Origin of the sequence: Allobosea sp. Tri-44, from assembly GCF_004123845.1 — a bacterium.
Taxonomy (GTDB): domain Bacteria; phylum Pseudomonadota; class Alphaproteobacteria; order Rhizobiales; family Beijerinckiaceae; genus Allobosea.
In genome coordinates, this window is record NZ_NBDP01000042.1 from 214,242 (window position 1) to 228,576 (window position 14,335).

The following is a 14,335-nucleotide window of genomic DNA, read 5'->3' on the forward strand; positions in this document are numbered from 1 at the left end:
GGGACGACATGGCCCTTGTGGCCAAGCTCGTCTACGAGCATGCGGGTATCGTCATCCGCGAGCACAAGGAGGCGATGGCGCGCGGACGGCTGGCGCGGCGCGTCAAGGTGCTTGGCCTCGGCTCGATCGCGGAATACTGCGCCTATCTGCGCACCGCGTCGGCAGTGGATGAAATTCCCGAGCTGATCAACGCGGTCACCACCAACCACACTGCTTTCTTCCGCGAGCGCCACCATTTCGACCACCTGCGCAAGGACGTGCTGCCGCGTCTGATCCAGGAGCGGGCGGGCCGGCGTGGTCGCATCCGGATCTGGTCGGCGGCCTGCTCTTCGGGCGAGGAGCCCTACAGCGCCGCGGCGATCTCGCGCGACGTGATCGGCCATCGAAGCGACCTCGACTTCAAGATCCTGGCGACCGACATCGATACCGACATCCTCGACAGGGCCGCCTCCGGGCAATACCCCACCGACCAGTTCGAGCGGCTGCCGGCCGATCTGCGCCCGCTGCTCAAGCTGGAAGGCCAGAACGGGCGCGGCGAAGCGCGCATCGCCGATGAGCTCAAGCGGCTGATCGCGTTCAAACGGCTGAACCTGATCGAGAGCTGGCCGATGAAGGGGCCGTTCGATGTGATCTTCTGCCGCAACGTCTTCATCTATTTCGACACGCCGACCAAGGCCGCGATCCTCGACCGCTACGTCGCGCTGCTGCAGCCCGGCGGCTTCCTCTATCTCGGCCATTCTGAATCACTGCCACAGCCGCACCCGCAACTGCGGCTGATCGGCCGGACGATCTACGAGCGCACGCCATGAGCCTGAACCGATCCTCACGGCGCTATTTCGATCCGCGCTTCGAAGCCACCATCATCACGGTCGCGCCGGGCGAGCACGAGATCACCGCGGCGAAGGACGAGATCGTCGCCACCGTGCTCGGCTCCTGCGTCTCGGTCTGCATGCGCGACCCGCAGATCGGTGTCGGCGGGCTCAACCATTTCCTGCTGCCCAAGAACAATGGCGGCACCGATACCCATGCCGGCGAGCGCTATGGCGACACCGCCATGGAAGTGCTGATCAACGGGCTGCTCAAGCGCGGCGCCAGGCGCGGCCAGCTCGAGGCCAAGGTCTTCGGCGGTGCACGCGTGCTCTCTGGCGCCACCATGCTGGCGATCGGCGAGGGCAATATCATCTTCGTCAATGAGTTCCTCGCCCGCGAGGGCATCCCGGTCGTCTCCAGGGATGTCGGCGGCACGCGCTCGCGCCGGATCCACTACCAGCCCGCGACCGGGCGCGCCTGGGTCCAGCATGTCCAGCAAGCGGCGCGCGATCCCGAGCGCGAGCAGGAAATGGCCTATCTCAACCGCCTCAAGACCCAGCCTGTTGCCGGTGAAGTGGAGATCTGGTGATGAGCGTGCTGACCTCCGGTGGCCCGGTCAAAGTCCTCGTCGTCGACGATTCTGTGCTGATGCAGAAGTTGATGACGCAGATCATCAACTCGACCCCCGGCTTCCAGGTGATTGGCGTCGCCGGCAGCGCCGAGGAGGGCTGGGACGCGATCCAGGAATTGCGTCCCGACATCCTGACGCTCGACCTCGAACTGCCCGGCCGGCATGGGCTCAAGCTGCTCGCCCGCGTGCTGAAACAGGATCCGCTGCCGGTGCTGATCGTCTCGGCCTTTGGCGGGCCGGGTGCCGACAACACCATCCAGGCGCTGGAGCTCGGCGCGATCGACTTCATCGAGAAGCCGGATGGGTCGACCCATACGCTCGAAGGCTTCATGAAGCATGTCGCGGCGGCGCTGCAGCGCGCCTCGGCCAGCCGGCGCCTGATGGCGGCTGCGAAGGAAATGGTCACGCAGCAGCGGCCCCAGAGCGCTCCGGCCCGGCCCGTCGCGGTGCATATGCCTGCCAACCACGGCAAGGTCGCGCTGATCGCGATCGGCGCCTCGACCGGCGGCGTGCCGGCGGTGCAGACCGTGATGCGCGATGCCGCGCATCTGCGCCTGCCGATCGCCGTGGTCCAGCACATGCCGGCCGGCTACACGGCCAAGTTTGCGGCGCGGCTTTCGGCTGCGACCGGGCTCGACGTGCGCGAGGCGGCCGATGGCGATCGCCTGCGGCCGGGCATGGCGGTGGTCGCGCCGGGCGGCACGAAGCATCTCGAGATCGAGGAGCGGCGCGGCGAACTCGTTTGTGTCGTCAAGGAGGGGCCGCTGGTCAGCGGGCATTGCCCTTCGGTCGACGTGATGTTCCATTCGGTCGCCCGCTCGCTCGGCAGCCACGCGATCGGCGTCCTGCTCACCGGCATGGGCCGCGACGGCGCTGACGGTTTGTTAGCCATGCGCAAAGCCGGTGCTGCGACGTTAATCCAAAGTGGCGAGACCTGTGTGGTAAACGGGATGCCGAAAGCCGCGTTCGAGTTGGGCGCCGCTGATCGGGTCGTACCGCTCGACCAGATCGGGGGAGCCATCGCGGGATTGCTGGGCGAGCGCCCGCAGCAGCGCACCGCGTAGATCATCGCGCGTCCAAACGGACGCGGTCACGATGATCTATTACATTGTTATCGCATCGGATTCCTCCGAAAAGTGGAATCCACTTTTCGGTCCGATGTTATGGGAGAGTGCCATGTCAAAGGCGAGAAGCGAGTACCGCATCCTCGTGGTCGACGACCAGAAGAGCATGCGCGGACTCGCGACCTACTTCCTCAAGCAGATCGAGTTCCAGGACATCGACGAGGCCGAGAACGCCCGCGAAGCCCTGATGAAGATGCAGACCAAGCGCTACGATCTGCTGCTGCTCGACTGGAACATGGACGGGATGAGCGGCATCGACCTCCTGCGCGCCATCCGCTCGGTGCCGGAGCTCAACCAGATCAAGATCATCATGGCGACCTCGGAGCGCTCGGTCGACAAGATGGACGAGGCGACCACCAACGGTGCCGACCACTACGTCGTGAAGCCCTATGAGCTGCGCGATCTCGAGGTGCGCGTGAAGAAGGTGCTGGCCTGCTGAGCGGCCGGCCGAATTGAGAATGAATGACGCCTCGGCCTATGCCGGGGCGTTTTCGGTTCCGCTCGCGGATATCTTACTTGGCGAGTAGGCTAATCCGGCAGTAGCCTGGCACCATCGCGGAGCTTCCCATGCGCTTCCATCGCCGCCAGATTCTCGCTCTTCTCGCGCTCGCACCGGCCGCTCCGGCGCTGGCCGCGCAGGGGGAAAGCAATGCCTATGCCTTCAGCTTCGACCGGGCCGAAGGCGGGCGCATCCCGCTCTCGGCCTATCGCGATAAGCCGATTCTGATCGTCAACACGGCGACGCAATGCGGTCTTGCCGGGCAGTTCGCCGGGCTCGAACAGCTCTGGCAGCGCTATCGCGACCGCGGCCTCGTCCTGATCGCGGTACCGAGCAACGATTTTGGCGGGCAGGAGCCGCTCGACGGCGCGGCGATCGCCGAGGTGGTCCGCCAGAGCCATGGCGCGAACTATCCGATCACACAGAAGAACGTGGTGCGCGGGCCGGAGGCCCATCCGTTCTATCGCTGGGCGGCGAACCAGCGCCCGACCGAGCTGCCGAACTGGAATTTCCACAAATACCTGATCGGCCGCGACGGCAGCCTAATCGGCAGCTTCAGTTCGCGGATGGATCCGCTCTCGCCGGAGCTGATCCGCGCGATCGGGCAGGAGCTGGAGAAGGGCTGAGCCCTACCTGTCATTGCGAGGAGCGTAGCGACGAAGCAATCCAGGAGCGGCAGAGCTCTGTAAGTCTGGATTGCTTCGCTGCGCTCGCAATGACGATGCGGCGCCCGGGTGCTCTCAACTACGTGCGTAAATATCCTCGATGCGGATGATGTCGTCTTCGCCGGTATAGCTGCCGACCTGGACCTCGATCAGTTCGAGCCCGATCTTGCCGGGGTTCTTCAGCCGGTGGGTGCAGCCGATCGGCAGGTAGACCGACTCGTTCTCGTGGACGAACCGGACCGTGCCGTCGAGCGTGACCTCGGCCGTGCCGGTGACCACGACCCAGTGCTCGGCGCGGTGGAAATGCTTCTGCAGGCTGAGCTGGCCGCCTTCCTTGACGTGGATGTGCTTGACCTGGAAGCGGCTGCCGATGTCGATGCGCTGGTACCAGCCCCAGGGCCGGTAGATGCGCAAATGCTCGCTGGCCTCGGGACGCCCTTCCGCCTTCATCTGCTCGACCAAGGTCTTGACCTTGCCGGCTGCTGCCATCGAGGCGACGAGCACGGCGTCGCGGGTCGAGACCACGACGACGTCGTCGAGCCCGACCACGGTGGTCAGCACCTCCTCGCTACGGATCAGCGAGCGGCGGGTGTCGAGCGCGACCGCCGGACCTTCCAGCACATTGCCGTTGTCGTCCTGCGGCTTGATCGCGTGGATCGAGTCCCAGGAGCCGACGTCGGACCAGTCGAATGAGGCGGCGAGCATGCCGGCATGGGAGGTGCGCTCCATCACGGCATAGTCGATCGAGATCCTGGTGGCGCGGCTGAAGCTCTCGGGATCGAGCCGAAGGAAATCGAGATCGCGCTTGGCGCGGCCAACCGCGGATTCGGCCGCCGACAGCACCGCCGGCGCGTGGCGCGCCAGTTCCTCGCGCATGGTGCCGACCGAGAACAGGAAATTGCCGCTGTTCCAGAGATAGCCGTCGGCGAGGTACTGCTTCGCCAGGTCGAGCTTGGGCTTCTCAACGAAGCGTTCGAGGCGGTTGGCGCCGGGCTCGGGCAGCGCTTTGCCGGGGGCGAGGTAGCCGTAGGCCGTCGAAGGATTCGTCGGCTTGATGCCGAGCGTCATGATCAGTCCGCTGGCGGCAAGGCCGGCGGCGCGCTTGCAATCCTGGCGGAAGGCCTCGGCGTCGCCGACGACATGGTCGGAGGCGAGCGCGACACAGACCGCATCGGAATCGCGCTTCTCCGCCATGACCATGCCGACGGCGATGGCCGCAGCGGAATCGCGCCGCTCGGGCTCGAGCACGATCTCGCCCTGGATGCCGAGCGCCAGCATCTGCTCGGCGGCGATGAAGCGGAAATCATTGTTGGTGATGACGATCGGCGGGCCGAAGGCCGGGTCGGCGAGGCGCTGCAGCGTCGCCTGGAAGGTCGAGAGACCGTCCTCCAGCAGCGGGATGAACTGCTTCGGCATGGTGTCGCGCGACAGCGGCCAGAGGCGGGTGCCGGAGCCGCCGGCCATGACGAGAGGGACGATCTTCATAGCCATGAACGGTTTCCGGCGGGATCTGACCCCTGACTTCTACAGCACCGAAGCTACTATCCGATAAACGCTCATAAGGAGAGGCCGGTGGTGTCGATCGGGGTATCGTTCACCCTTTCGGCTTCTGCCCCGGCCGGAAGGCGACGATCACCGCGGGATCCGTCTCCAGATAGGGTCCCTCGATCAGGTCGATGCAATAGGGGATGGCCGGCATCACCGCATCGAGACATTCGGCGATGGCGCGCGGGCGGCCGGGCAGGTTGACGATCAGCGACCTGCCGCGAATGCCGGCGAGCTGGCGCGAGAGGATCGCGGTCGGCACCTTGGCGAGGCTGACCTGGCGCATCAATTCGCCGAAGCCGGGCATCAGCTTGTCGATCACGTCTTCGGTCGCCTCGGGCGTGACGTCGCGCGGGGCAGGGCCGGTGCCACCGGTGGTGACAATCAGGCAGCAGCCCTCCTTGTCGGCGAGTTCGATCAGCGTCTGCGCGATGCCGTCGCGCTCGTCGGGGATGACGCGCGTGATCGCCTGCCAAGAACTGGTCAATGCCTTGGCGAGATAGTCGAGGATGGCCGGTCCGCCCTCGTCGGCATAGACGCCGGCCGAGGCGCGGTCGGAGACGGTGACGATGCCGATCTTCGCAGGTGACGCCATGGTTTTCCTCAGACGCGGTAGAAGTCGCGATACCAGCGCACCATGCGCCCGATGCCCTCGGCGAGCGGGGTATGCGGACGGAAGCCGACCGCCGCCTCCAGCGCCGAGACGTCGGCGGCAGTGCGCAGCACGTCGCCGGGCTGGCGCGGCTTCATCTCCATCACGGCCTTCTTGCCGACCGCCTGCTCGATCGTGGCGATGAACTCCATCAGCGGCACGGGATCGGAGTTGCCGATATTGTAGAGCCGCCACGGTGCCGAGGAGGTCGCGGGGCTAGGCTCATCGCTTGACCAGGCGGGGTCCGGGGCGGCGATCTGGTCGAGCACGCGGACCACCGCTTCGACGATGTCGTCGACATAGGTGAAGTCGCGCTCGTGCCGGCCCTCGTTGAAGACCTCGATCGGCTCGCCGGCGAGGATTTTCTTGGTGAAGGTCATCGGCGCCATGTCGGGCCGGCCCCAGGGGCCATAGACCGTGAAGAAGCGCAGGCCCGTGGTCGGCAGCCCGTAGAGGTGGCTATAGGAATGGGCCATGCCCTCATTCGCCTTCTTGGTCGCGGCATAGAGGCTGACCGGGTGGTCGACATTGTCCTCGACGCGGAAGGGCGTGCGGGTGTTGGCGCCGTAGACCGAGCTCGATGAGGCATAGACGAGATGCTCGACGCTATTGCGGCGGCAGCCTTCGAGGACATGGCCGAAGCCGGTCAGGTTGGAGTCGAGATAGGCCTGCGGGTTCTCGATCGAGAAGCGCACCCCGGCCTGGGCGCCGAGATGGACGACACGCTCGAAGCGGCCCTCGGCGAAGAGCCTGGCCATGCCGTCGCGATCGGCGAGGTCGAGCGTCTCGAAGCTGAAGCGGTTGTGGCCGTCGAGGCGGGCGAGCCGCGCCTGCTTCAAAGCGGGATCGTAATAGTCGTTGAGATTGTCGATGCCGACGACCTCGTCGCCGCGTTCGAGCAGAACCCGGGCTGTCTCATTGCCGATGAAGCCGGCAGCCCCCGTCACCAGAACGCGCATGATCCTCCTCGCGCCCGTCGCGCTGTTGCGGATACGTCTATCGAGCAGCTTGCGATTTCGGTCAACGCGCGCCGGCGCGGTCGCGCCAGCGCCTTAGTTGCAGTCGCGCTGCCGCCGCGAGCCGGGGCAGGGCGGCGGAGCGACCGGCGAGCGCGACGATGGCGTTCGCCATCTCCTGCCGTTCGCCCCAGGGATAGGCTGATGGATCGACCCGGTCGCCAGCGCCGCTGTCCAGCCGGAACGGGCGGCCCACGGCGAAATCGGCGCGCAGCATTTCGATGGCCAACGCCCGGCCCGGCGAGAGGCGGGCCTTGCTCTCGTCATAGGCGATCTTGAGAAAGTGCGACTGCCCGGCGAGATCGAGCAGCAGTCCGCCGGCGATCGGCACGCCATCCAGCCGCAGCAGGTCGATACGGGCGCCGTCGACGGCGGCGAAATTCCTGACGATCTCGCGGATATAGGCGCCGTGCCGCGGCAGGCCAGCGAGCGCGGTGCCCCTGCTGCCCTTCCAACCGGCCGCTTCGAGCGTTAGGAAATCTTCCAGCGCGGCGACGGCGTCAGTGCTGCGATGGCGCTCATAGGCGAGCGTGCCGGCCTTCTCGATCTGGCGATGCTGCTGCATGCGCTTCTTGTAGCCCTGGCCGAGGGCGCGGCGCAGATTGCGCTCGGCATCGTCTCCCGGCTCGGGGACCAGCATCGGCCGCTGCCAGCGCTCGAAGCTCGTGACGATGCTGCCAGTTGCCGCCAGCGCGGACTCGATGGCGGCGAAGACCTTACCCTGCATGGGTAATAGCGGCAGCTTCAGGATCTTCGGCAGATCCGGCGCCTCGACGATGGCGCGCACCAGCGCCAGGGCGACGTCGCTTGCGCGTTCGCGGTCGAGCACCGGGGCCGAGGAAACTTCGTAGAGCGGCACCAGCGGCGCTTCGAGGACCTGTATGAGGCCGCTGTGGAGGGTGCGCACCCGGCGCAGGGCCCAGAGGCCGAGCAGGCGCTCACCTTCGACTTCATGAGCCGTCAGGACGACGATGTCGTCGCTGGCGATGCCGAAGTTCAGCGCAGCCGCGACGGCCGCCGGCGCCATATGGAGATTGGGCGCGTCGGCCCGCTGGCAGAGATCGGCGAAGGCTTCGGCGTAGGTTGCGCCATAGGCCGCCGCCGGCAGGCGGCTGACCGCGACAGAAGCGGTCATGGGCGCAGCGGACCGCCACTGCGGCGGCGCAGGCCGAGCACGAAGGCGATCACCTGCGCGGTCGCAAGATAGAGCTCCTCGGGGATGGTGTCCTCGAGCTCGACGGCCGAAAGCGCCTGCGCCAGCACGGCGTTCTGCTCAATGGCGATGTCGTGCTCGCGCGCGGTCTCGATGATCTTCTCCGCGACGACGCCATGGCCCTTGGCGGTGACGCGCGGTGCACCCTGGCCGTCATATTCGAGCGCGACGGCGAGCGGTAGCGGGAGGGGCCGGCTCATGAGCGGCGGTCCAGGAACTGGCCGGCGCTCGCCTTGGCCTGCTGCGGATGGCCGGTGAAGACCTCGAACTCGGCGCTGTCGAAACGCGATCTGAGGAGGGAGGTCTCCAGATCGGGCGTCGCCTGACGCAGCAGGCGGCTGGTCTCCTCGCGCTCGGCCCAGAAGGAGACGCCGATGGCGCGGCCCTGCAGTGTCACCACGCCCTGAAGCGCGCCGAGTGGCTCGACATCGAGCGCGAAGCGCACCCGCCAGAGCGGCGCATCGGGTGTCGCGGAGCCAGCCTGAGGCGGATCGCGCTCGATCTCCAGCGGCAGCACGGCGGTGCCGTTCGGAAGAGCGAGCGGAATTTCGGTGAGCCAGCGCGCCTGCGGCTGCTGGTCGAGCCGTGCGGCCTCCTGCGGCAGCGAGGCGTATTGGGCGAGCGCGATACGATCGAGCGCCGCCTCCGCCTGGCCGAACAGCGTCTGCGCGATCGCGGCCGGGCGCGCCGCGCTGGTCAGGCTCGGCTCGGTGGCCGGCTGTGGCGTCAATAGGCCGTCGCGCGGTGGGGCAGGGCGCGCCTTGGCCGACGTCGATTCAGCGGCGTCCTGCTCCGGCGTCGTGCGCAGGGCCGGGCGTCCGGGCTGCGGCGCAGTGTCGGTCGTGCTCTCGCCAGGAAGGGGCAATCTCGGCGTTGGCGCGCCCTCGACCGCGGGCTTGAGCAGGTCGCGCAGGCTCTGTAGCGCCGCTTTGAGGTCGGTCTGCGGCGTCGGAGCCTCTCCCGCCGCTTGCCGCGCTTCGAAGAAGACGCCGGAGCGAGCGATCGCAGCCTTCAGCGCTTCGGGCGTGACTGGCCTGGCCTCCGCTGGCAGCCGCTGGGCGAGGATCTGATCGACCAGGGTCATCAGCGGCTTCGGCAAGGTGAGTGCGACCGAGCCCTGCGCCAGGCTGCCGAGATTGGCGAAGAGCGGGGCGAAGCTGTCCTGCCGCCCGAGCGCGGCGCCGAGCAGTGGTCCGGCGACCGCGCGCGGCGAAGCGGGTGCGACCTGCGGAGCGACAGGTACGGTGGTTGCCGTGGGGGGCGTGCGGCCGGCCTGCAAAGCAGCGGGGGCCGTCGACGCCTGTGCGGTTGCAGCGGAAGCGTTCGCCAAGGTCGGCGCTTGTGTCGGCTGCGGCACCGGTGGCGTGGTGCCGACCGTCGGTTGTCCGGCAGGTGCCGAAGGGTTGGCGCTGCCGGTCGGCGCAGGACGAATCCCGACCAGTGTCGCCTGCAGCGGCGCGCCGGGCTCTGCCGGCGCTGCGAGCTTGAGCATCAGGCTGGCGCCCGGCTGCAGGGCCGCTTGCTTCGCCTCGGGGCCGGCGAGCACGAGCGCGACCTTGACGCCGTTGACCAAAGCGGTGGCTTTGCCGTCAGCATCGAGCGAGACCAGCTTGGCTTCCACGGTCTTGCCGGCGGCGAGACCGCCATTACCGCTCATCGCCGCGAGCAGGGTCGCGAGGCTCTGGCTCTTGACGAGCGCGGCGAGTTGCGCCGGATCGGGCGGGATGGCTGCCATCCGGGCAACCTGCCACGAAATGTTAAGGATTCTCTTGCGCTGGGCGGCGTTGCGCTGGCGGCGCTGGTGCGGGCGCCTGCTCTGCGGCAGGTTTGCCCGCCTGTTCAGGAGAGATCGTCATGGATTATCGCGCGCTCGGCCGTTCCGGCCTCAAGGTCTCGCCGCTCTGCCTCGGCACGATGATGTTCGGCGCGCAGACCGAGGAAGCCGATGCGCGGGCGATCATCGACAGCGCCACCGCAGCCGGCATCAACTTCATCGACACCGCCGACGTCTATGCGGACGGGCGCTCGGAAGAGATCACCGGCCGCGCCATCGCCGGCAATCGCCATGGCTGGGTGCTGGCGACCAAGGCCGCGAATGCGATGGGCGAGGGGCCGAATCAGCGCGGACTCTCGCGCAAATGGCTGATCGAGGCCTGCAACGCCAGCCTGAAGCGGCTCGGCAGCGATTTCATCGACGTCTATTACCTGCACAAGGAGGATCACGAGACGCCGCTCGCCGAGACGATCAGGGCGATCGGCGACCTCGTGCGGGCCGGCAAGATCCGCTATTTCGGCGTTTCGAATTATCGTGGCTGGCGCGTCGCCGAGATCTGCCGGCTCTGCGACGATCTCGGCATCGACCGGCCGGTGGTCAGCCAGCCCTATTACAACGCGATGAACCGCATGCCCGAGGTCGAGCACCTGCCGGCCTGCGGCTATTACGGGCTCGGCGTTGCCAGCTACTCGCCGCTGGCGCGCGGCATTCTGACGGCGAAATACGAGCCCGGCCAAGCGCCGCCCGAGGGCACGCGAGCTGGGCGCGCCGACAAGCGCATCATGCAAACGGAATGGCGCGAGGAATCGCTGGTGATCGCCCGCACGATCCGCGACCATGCCGCGGCGCGGGGCCTGACGCCCGTGCAGTTCGCGGTCCGCTGGGTGCTGAACAACAAGCTCCTGACCGCGGCTGTGGCGGGCCCGCGTACCATGGAGCAATGGCAGGGCTATCTCTCGGCGCTCTCAGCCGATTTCACCGCCGAGGACGAAGCTCTGGTCGATTCACTTGTGCCGGCGGGGCATCCCTCGACGCCGGGCTACAGCGATCCGGCCTATCCGCTGGAAGGGCGGCTGGCGCGGACGGGGTGAGGCCGGACGGCGCACCAGCCCGTCATTGCGAGGAGCAAAGCGACGAAGCATCGAGGGGCGGCAGAGCTCTATGTCCCCATGGATTGCTTCGCTGCGCTCGCAATGACGGTGCGCCGCTCTACGGATGCAGTTTCAGCCCCTTGATCGCCTTGTCGACCGCCTTGCGCTCGCCATGCAGCGCGATCCCGACCAGGTCGAGCGCCTCGGTCGCCACAGCCTCGACCGCGGCGCGATTGGCCTCGTCATGGCCGGTTGCGAACAGCTCTCTGGTGTAGAGCGAGGGCGTCAGGCCGGCTTCCTTCGCTCGCCGCAACACGCGGGTGAGGTCGGCCGAGGTCGCGGCGAAGACCAGGATCGGCTGGCGCACCAGCGGACCGTAGACCTTGCCCGAGCCGTCGCGGTAAGCTTCACCACCGAGGTCCGGCGCGGCGGCGACCAGCCCGCCCGACAGGAACGCGGTGACATTGAGCTTCTGCCAGGCGGCGAGCTCCTCTTGGACGATGATGGCAATCTTGGTGTCGAAGCGCATGCCGACAGCGATAGAGCCCGGCCAGCCCGGCGGTCTTGAACGTTTGTGCGCGGCCGTTTCGCGGGGCGACTGGATTCGTACCGCGCCGGACGGCGAGGGGCCGGAGCGCATCGAGGCCTTCTTCAGCGGCCATGCCTATGACACGCACCGGCACGACACCTATGCGATCGGCTACACGATCAGCGGGGTGCAGAGCTTCGACTATCGCGGCGCGCAGCGGGATTCGACGCCGGGCGACCTGATCGTGCTGCATCCGGACGAATTGCATAATGGCCGGGCCGGGATCGAGAGCGGCTTCCGCTACCGCATGGCCTATGTCGAGCCGGGCTTGATCATGGCTGCGCTCGCCGGGCGCGCCAGCGCGATCCCGTTCATCGGCAATGCGGTCTGTCGCGATGGCAGCCTGATGCGGGCGCTGGTCGGCCTGCTCGGCGATGTCGAGCATGGGCTGGAGCCGCTGGAGCGCGATGCGACGGTCGGCGCGCTGGCCGAGGCGCTACTCCGGCTCGATCCGTCCTGCGCGCTGAATGGCGCGGAGACACCGGCGATGCGGGCCTGTGAGCGGGCGCGCGATTTCCTCAGCGAGAGCCGGGACGAGACGATCGATTCCACGATGCTGGAGGTGGTCACCGGGCTCGATCGTTATGCGCTGGCACGGCAGTTCCGCCGCCGCTATGGCACCAGCCCGCATCATTACCTGGTGATGCGCCGGCTGGAGCGGGCAAGACTCTTGATCCGTCGGGGTGAGCCCTTGGCGGAGGCTGCTGCGGCGAGCGGCTTTGCCGACCAGAGCCATATGACCCGGCATTTCCGCCGCGCTTATGGGCAGTCGCCCGGCCGCTGGCGGGCGATGCAGGTCGGTAGGGTGCCTGAAGCCGCCTGAGCGGCGCTCAGTTCAGGATACAGAAACCGCCGACGACCACTTGCGAGCGGCACCAGACACGCGCTTCCACGGACTGCGTGCCGCGAAGATCAGCCGTCTCGACCGCGGCGGTGGCAGCTGGCGTCGCGATGCGGAGAGGCTGGCTTGCTGAGGCGTTCTGTGTCTGGCGGCTGCGCAGCGTCGGCGTGACCACGACATGAGAGCCGTCACGCTGGCCCTGGCCGGCATGGGTGGTGGACGAGCGGCCGCCACCGAAGCGGAACTTGGCGGCTTCGGCGCTCGCCGGCAGCAGGGCGACAGCGAGGGCGGCGACGGCGAGACGACGGATCATGCCAGGCTCCATTGCGCGGCATGATTGTGCCCGACCGGGCCCGGACTGCCCAGCAAAGCCTCGGATCAGGCTGAGCAAGGCGTTAAACCGATAGCGTGGGCTGTGCGACCTTCATGCCCGGGGCTCTGGTCAACCCGTCCCAGGCCAACATCGCCCCTTGCGCCACGGCTTCGAGATCGGCGCGGGCCGCCCCGTCACGCGCGCGGATCGACATGCCCTGTTGCACCGTGATGTAGAAGGACGCGATCGCTGAGACGTCGCACGACGCGGGAAGCGCGCCTTTCGCAGCCTCGGCCCGCAACCGGGTCTCCAGCAGCCCTTGCATCTCAGCGCGGGCGTCGCGCAGTTCGCAGGCGGCCTCCTCGCTCACTCCGGCTGCCTGGATGACGGAGAGCACGACCATGCAGCCTGCCGGTTTGCCGGGGCGGGTGAAGAGCCTGGCCGACCCCATCAGATAGGTCTCGATCGCCGTGCGCGCGTCCGGAGCAGCAGCGAGCGCGGCGCCGAAGCCGCCGCCTTCGTAGTCGTCGTAGAGCGCCATCGTCTCGCGATAGAGCGCCTCCTTGCTGCTGAAGCAGGCGTAGAGGCTGGGCGCGTTGATGCCCATCGCCGCGGTGAGCTCGCTCATCGAGGTGCCCTGATAGCCCTTCTCCCAGAACAGCAGCATTGCCCGGTGGAGGGCTTCTCCCCGGTCGAAGGCACGTGGGCGGCCTCGTTCGGCCATGGCTGTCACCTTTCTGTATCGACCGATAAATAAATCTCTTGACGTCCTGGGGCAAGCGCATCATCTGTATTTGTATCAATCACTACAGATATGGGTGATCCATGACGACATTGGCAGGCAAGAAGGCCCTGGTGACCGGCGGAAGCCGCGGCATCGGCGCGGCGACGGCGCTCAGACTGGCGCAGGACGGAGCGGATGTGGCGCTGACCTATGAGCACGCCCGCGACAAGGCCGAGGCGGTGGCCGCGCAGATCCGGGCGCTCGGCCGCAAGGCGGTGGTGCTGCAGGCCGATAGTGCCGATCCGGCAGCGCTGACGGGCGCGGTCGACAAGGCGGCGGCCGAGTTCGGCGGGCTCGACATCCTCGTCAACAATGCCGGCATCTGGCATTATGGCGAGGTCGGCAGCTGGGATCTCAAGGAGATCGACGCGATCATCGCTATCAATGTCCGGGCGGTGATCGTCGCCTCGCAGGCTGCCGCGAAGCACCTGCCCGATGGCGGGCGGATCATCACCACCGGCTCATGCCTGGCCGAGCGCGTGATGGAGCCGGGGATCGCGCTCTATGCGATGAGCAAGGCGGCGCTGATCGGCTTCACCAAGGGCCTCGCCCGCGATCTCGGGCCGCGCGGCATCACCGTCAACATCGTCCATCCCGGCCCGACCGATACCGACATGAACCCCGCCGATGGCGAGCATGCCGAGGGCCAGCGCGCCAAGATGGCGATCCCGCGCTATGGCAAGGCGGAAGACATCGCCGGCCTCGTCGCCTATCTGGCGAGCGAGGAAGGGCGCTTCATCACCGGTACCGGGATCGCCATCGATGGCGGGGTGAACACCTGAGCGCTA

17 protein-coding genes are annotated in these 14,335 nt (G+C 67.5%); 8 read left to right on the forward strand and 9 right to left on the reverse strand.

Going from position 1 to position 14,335, the window contains the following annotated elements:
* Positions 1–8: 8 nt before the first annotated feature.
* From B6S44_RS24340 to B6S44_RS24360, 5 genes are all read left to right on the forward strand, one after another.
* Positions 9–809, forward strand: a complete 801-nt coding sequence (locus B6S44_RS24340) for a CheR family methyltransferase (protein WP_129159454.1) — start codon at positions 9–11, stop codon at positions 807–809.
* Positions 806–1,399, forward strand: a complete 594-nt coding sequence (locus B6S44_RS24345) for a chemoreceptor glutamine deamidase CheD (RefSeq protein WP_129159455.1) — start codon at positions 806–808, stop codon at positions 1,397–1,399. The genes B6S44_RS24340 and B6S44_RS24345 overlap by 4 nt, the downstream gene beginning before the upstream one ends.
* Positions 1,399–2,505 carry a chemotaxis-specific protein-glutamate methyltransferase CheB gene (gene cheB, locus B6S44_RS24350; protein ID WP_129159456.1) on the forward strand — a complete coding sequence of 369 codons (1,107 nt, stop codon included), beginning with the start codon at positions 1,399–1,401 and terminating at the stop codon, positions 2,503–2,505. Before B6S44_RS24345 ends, cheB begins: the two co-directional genes overlap by 1 nt.
* A gap of 112 nt (positions 2,506–2,617) precedes the next feature.
* Positions 2,618–3,004 carry a response regulator gene (locus tag B6S44_RS24355; RefSeq protein WP_110488895.1) on the forward strand — a complete coding sequence of 129 codons (387 nt, stop codon included), beginning with the start codon at positions 2,618–2,620 and terminating at the stop codon, positions 3,002–3,004.
* A 128-nt stretch (positions 3,005–3,132) separates the two neighbouring features.
* Complete coding sequence (locus tag B6S44_RS24360; protein WP_129159458.1) at positions 3,133–3,690, forward strand: glutathione peroxidase; 558 nt, start codon at positions 3,133–3,135, stop codon at positions 3,688–3,690.
* A gap of 114 nt (positions 3,691–3,804) precedes the next feature.
* Here the strand turns inward: B6S44_RS24360 and B6S44_RS24365 are convergent, their stop codons facing one another.
* The 6 genes from B6S44_RS24365 to fliK form a co-directional block, all read right to left on the reverse strand.
* Positions 3,805–5,220, reverse strand: a complete 1,416-nt coding sequence (locus B6S44_RS24365) for a mannose-1-phosphate guanylyltransferase/mannose-6-phosphate isomerase (protein WP_129159459.1) — start codon at positions 5,218–5,220, stop codon at positions 3,805–3,807.
* A 103-nt stretch (positions 5,221–5,323) separates the two neighbouring features.
* The gene (gene mog, locus B6S44_RS24370; protein ID WP_129159460.1) at positions 5,324–5,869 is read right to left on the reverse strand and encodes a molybdopterin adenylyltransferase; all 546 of its coding nucleotides are present in this window, start codon (positions 5,867–5,869) and stop codon (positions 5,324–5,326) included.
* Between the two features lie 8 nt (positions 5,870–5,877).
* Complete coding sequence (locus B6S44_RS24375; protein WP_129159461.1) at positions 5,878–6,885, reverse strand: NAD-dependent epimerase; 1,008 nt, start codon at positions 6,883–6,885, stop codon at positions 5,878–5,880.
* A gap of 61 nt (positions 6,886–6,946) precedes the next feature.
* Positions 6,947–8,077 (reverse strand): GNAT family N-acetyltransferase, encoded by a 1,131-nt coding sequence (locus tag B6S44_RS24380; RefSeq protein WP_129159462.1) that lies wholly within the window; start codon positions 8,075–8,077, stop codon positions 6,947–6,949.
* A complete protein-coding gene (locus B6S44_RS24385) occupies positions 8,074–8,355 on the reverse strand; it encodes an EscU/YscU/HrcU family type III secretion system export apparatus switch protein (protein WP_129159463.1) in 282 nt (93 codons plus the stop codon). The genes B6S44_RS24380 and B6S44_RS24385 overlap by 4 nt, the downstream gene beginning before the upstream one ends.
* Positions 8,352–9,890, reverse strand: coding sequence for a flagellar hook-length control protein FliK (gene fliK / locus B6S44_RS24390; protein WP_129159464.1), 1,539 nt, complete (start codon positions 9,888–9,890; stop codon positions 8,352–8,354). The genes B6S44_RS24385 and fliK overlap by 4 nt, the downstream gene beginning before the upstream one ends.
* Before the next feature lie 119 nt (positions 9,891–10,009).
* Here fliK and B6S44_RS24395 point away from each other — a divergent pair, with 119 nt between their 5' ends.
* Positions 10,010–11,020 carry an aldo/keto reductase gene (locus B6S44_RS24395; protein ID WP_129159465.1) on the forward strand — a complete coding sequence of 337 codons (1,011 nt, stop codon included), beginning with the start codon at positions 10,010–10,012 and terminating at the stop codon, positions 11,018–11,020.
* Between the two features lie 118 nt (positions 11,021–11,138).
* Here the strand turns inward: B6S44_RS24395 and B6S44_RS24400 are convergent, their stop codons facing one another.
* Positions 11,139–11,549, reverse strand: coding sequence for a DUF2000 family protein (locus tag B6S44_RS24400; RefSeq protein WP_129159466.1), 411 nt, complete (start codon positions 11,547–11,549; stop codon positions 11,139–11,141).
* Here B6S44_RS24400 and B6S44_RS24405 point away from each other — a divergent pair.
* Complete coding sequence (locus B6S44_RS24405; RefSeq protein WP_129159467.1) at positions 11,548–12,432, forward strand: AraC family transcriptional regulator; 885 nt, start codon at positions 11,548–11,550, stop codon at positions 12,430–12,432. The genes B6S44_RS24400 and B6S44_RS24405 overlap by 2 nt on opposite strands.
* Positions 12,433–12,439: 7 nt before the next feature.
* Here the strand turns inward: B6S44_RS24405 and B6S44_RS24410 are convergent, their stop codons facing one another.
* Complete coding sequence (locus tag B6S44_RS24410) at positions 12,440–12,763, reverse strand: hypothetical protein (protein ID WP_129159468.1); 324 nt, start codon at positions 12,761–12,763, stop codon at positions 12,440–12,442.
* A gap of 82 nt (positions 12,764–12,845) precedes the next feature.
* Positions 12,846–13,487 carry a TetR/AcrR family transcriptional regulator gene (locus B6S44_RS24415; protein ID WP_129159469.1) on the reverse strand — a complete coding sequence of 214 codons (642 nt, stop codon included), beginning with the start codon at positions 13,485–13,487 and terminating at the stop codon, positions 12,846–12,848.
* 101 nt (positions 13,488–13,588) lie between these two features.
* On the opposite strand from B6S44_RS24415, the gene B6S44_RS24420 reads away from it, so the two are divergent.
* Complete coding sequence (locus tag B6S44_RS24420) at positions 13,589–14,329, forward strand: SDR family NAD(P)-dependent oxidoreductase (protein ID WP_129159470.1); 741 nt, start codon at positions 13,589–13,591, stop codon at positions 14,327–14,329.
* Positions 14,330–14,335: the final 6 nt, after the last annotated feature.

Excerpts from the sequence above, each read along its gene's own strand:
- B6S44_RS24395 (WP_129159465.1), top strand. The coding sequence starts at position 10,010 with ATGGATTATCGCGCGCTCGGCCGTTCCGGCCTCAAGGTCTCGCCGCTC.
- B6S44_RS24410 (WP_129159468.1), bottom strand. The coding sequence starts at position 12,763 with ATGATCCGTCGTCTCGCCGTCGCCGCCCTCGCTGTCGCCCTGCTGCCG.
- B6S44_RS24400 (WP_129159466.1), bottom strand. The coding sequence starts at position 11,549 with ATGCGCTTCGACACCAAGATTGCCATCATCGTCCAAGAGGAGCTCGCC.
- B6S44_RS24420 (WP_129159470.1), top strand. The coding sequence starts at position 13,589 with ATGACGACATTGGCAGGCAAGAAGGCCCTGGTGACCGGCGGAAGCCGC.
- B6S44_RS24340 (WP_129159454.1), top strand. The coding sequence starts at position 9 with ATGGCCCTTGTGGCCAAGCTCGTCTACGAGCATGCGGGTATCGTCATC.
- B6S44_RS24385 (WP_129159463.1), bottom strand. The coding sequence starts at position 8,355 with ATGAGCCGGCCCCTCCCGCTACCGCTCGCCGTCGCGCTCGAATATGAC.
- mog (WP_129159460.1), bottom strand. The coding sequence starts at position 5,869 with ATGGCGTCACCTGCGAAGATCGGCATCGTCACCGTCTCCGACCGCGCC.
- B6S44_RS24375 (WP_129159461.1), bottom strand. The coding sequence starts at position 6,885 with ATGCGCGTTCTGGTGACGGGGGCTGCCGGCTTCATCGGCAATGAGACA.
- B6S44_RS24345 (WP_129159455.1), top strand. The coding sequence starts at position 806 with ATGAGCCTGAACCGATCCTCACGGCGCTATTTCGATCCGCGCTTCGAA.
- B6S44_RS24380 (WP_129159462.1), bottom strand. The coding sequence starts at position 8,077 with ATGACCGCTTCTGTCGCGGTCAGCCGCCTGCCGGCGGCGGCCTATGGC.
- B6S44_RS24405 (WP_129159467.1), top strand. The coding sequence starts at position 11,548 with ATGCCGACAGCGATAGAGCCCGGCCAGCCCGGCGGTCTTGAACGTTTG.
- B6S44_RS24415 (WP_129159469.1), bottom strand. The coding sequence starts at position 13,487 with ATGGCCGAACGAGGCCGCCCACGTGCCTTCGACCGGGGAGAAGCCCTC.
- fliK (WP_129159464.1), bottom strand. The coding sequence starts at position 9,890 with ATGGCAGCCATCCCGCCCGATCCGGCGCAACTCGCCGCGCTCGTCAAG.
- B6S44_RS24355 (WP_110488895.1), top strand. The coding sequence starts at position 2,618 with ATGTCAAAGGCGAGAAGCGAGTACCGCATCCTCGTGGTCGACGACCAG.
- cheB (WP_129159456.1), top strand. The coding sequence starts at position 1,399 with ATGAGCGTGCTGACCTCCGGTGGCCCGGTCAAAGTCCTCGTCGTCGAC.
- B6S44_RS24360 (WP_129159458.1), top strand. The coding sequence starts at position 3,133 with ATGCGCTTCCATCGCCGCCAGATTCTCGCTCTTCTCGCGCTCGCACCG.
- B6S44_RS24365 (WP_129159459.1), bottom strand. The coding sequence starts at position 5,220 with ATGGCTATGAAGATCGTCCCTCTCGTCATGGCCGGCGGCTCCGGCACC.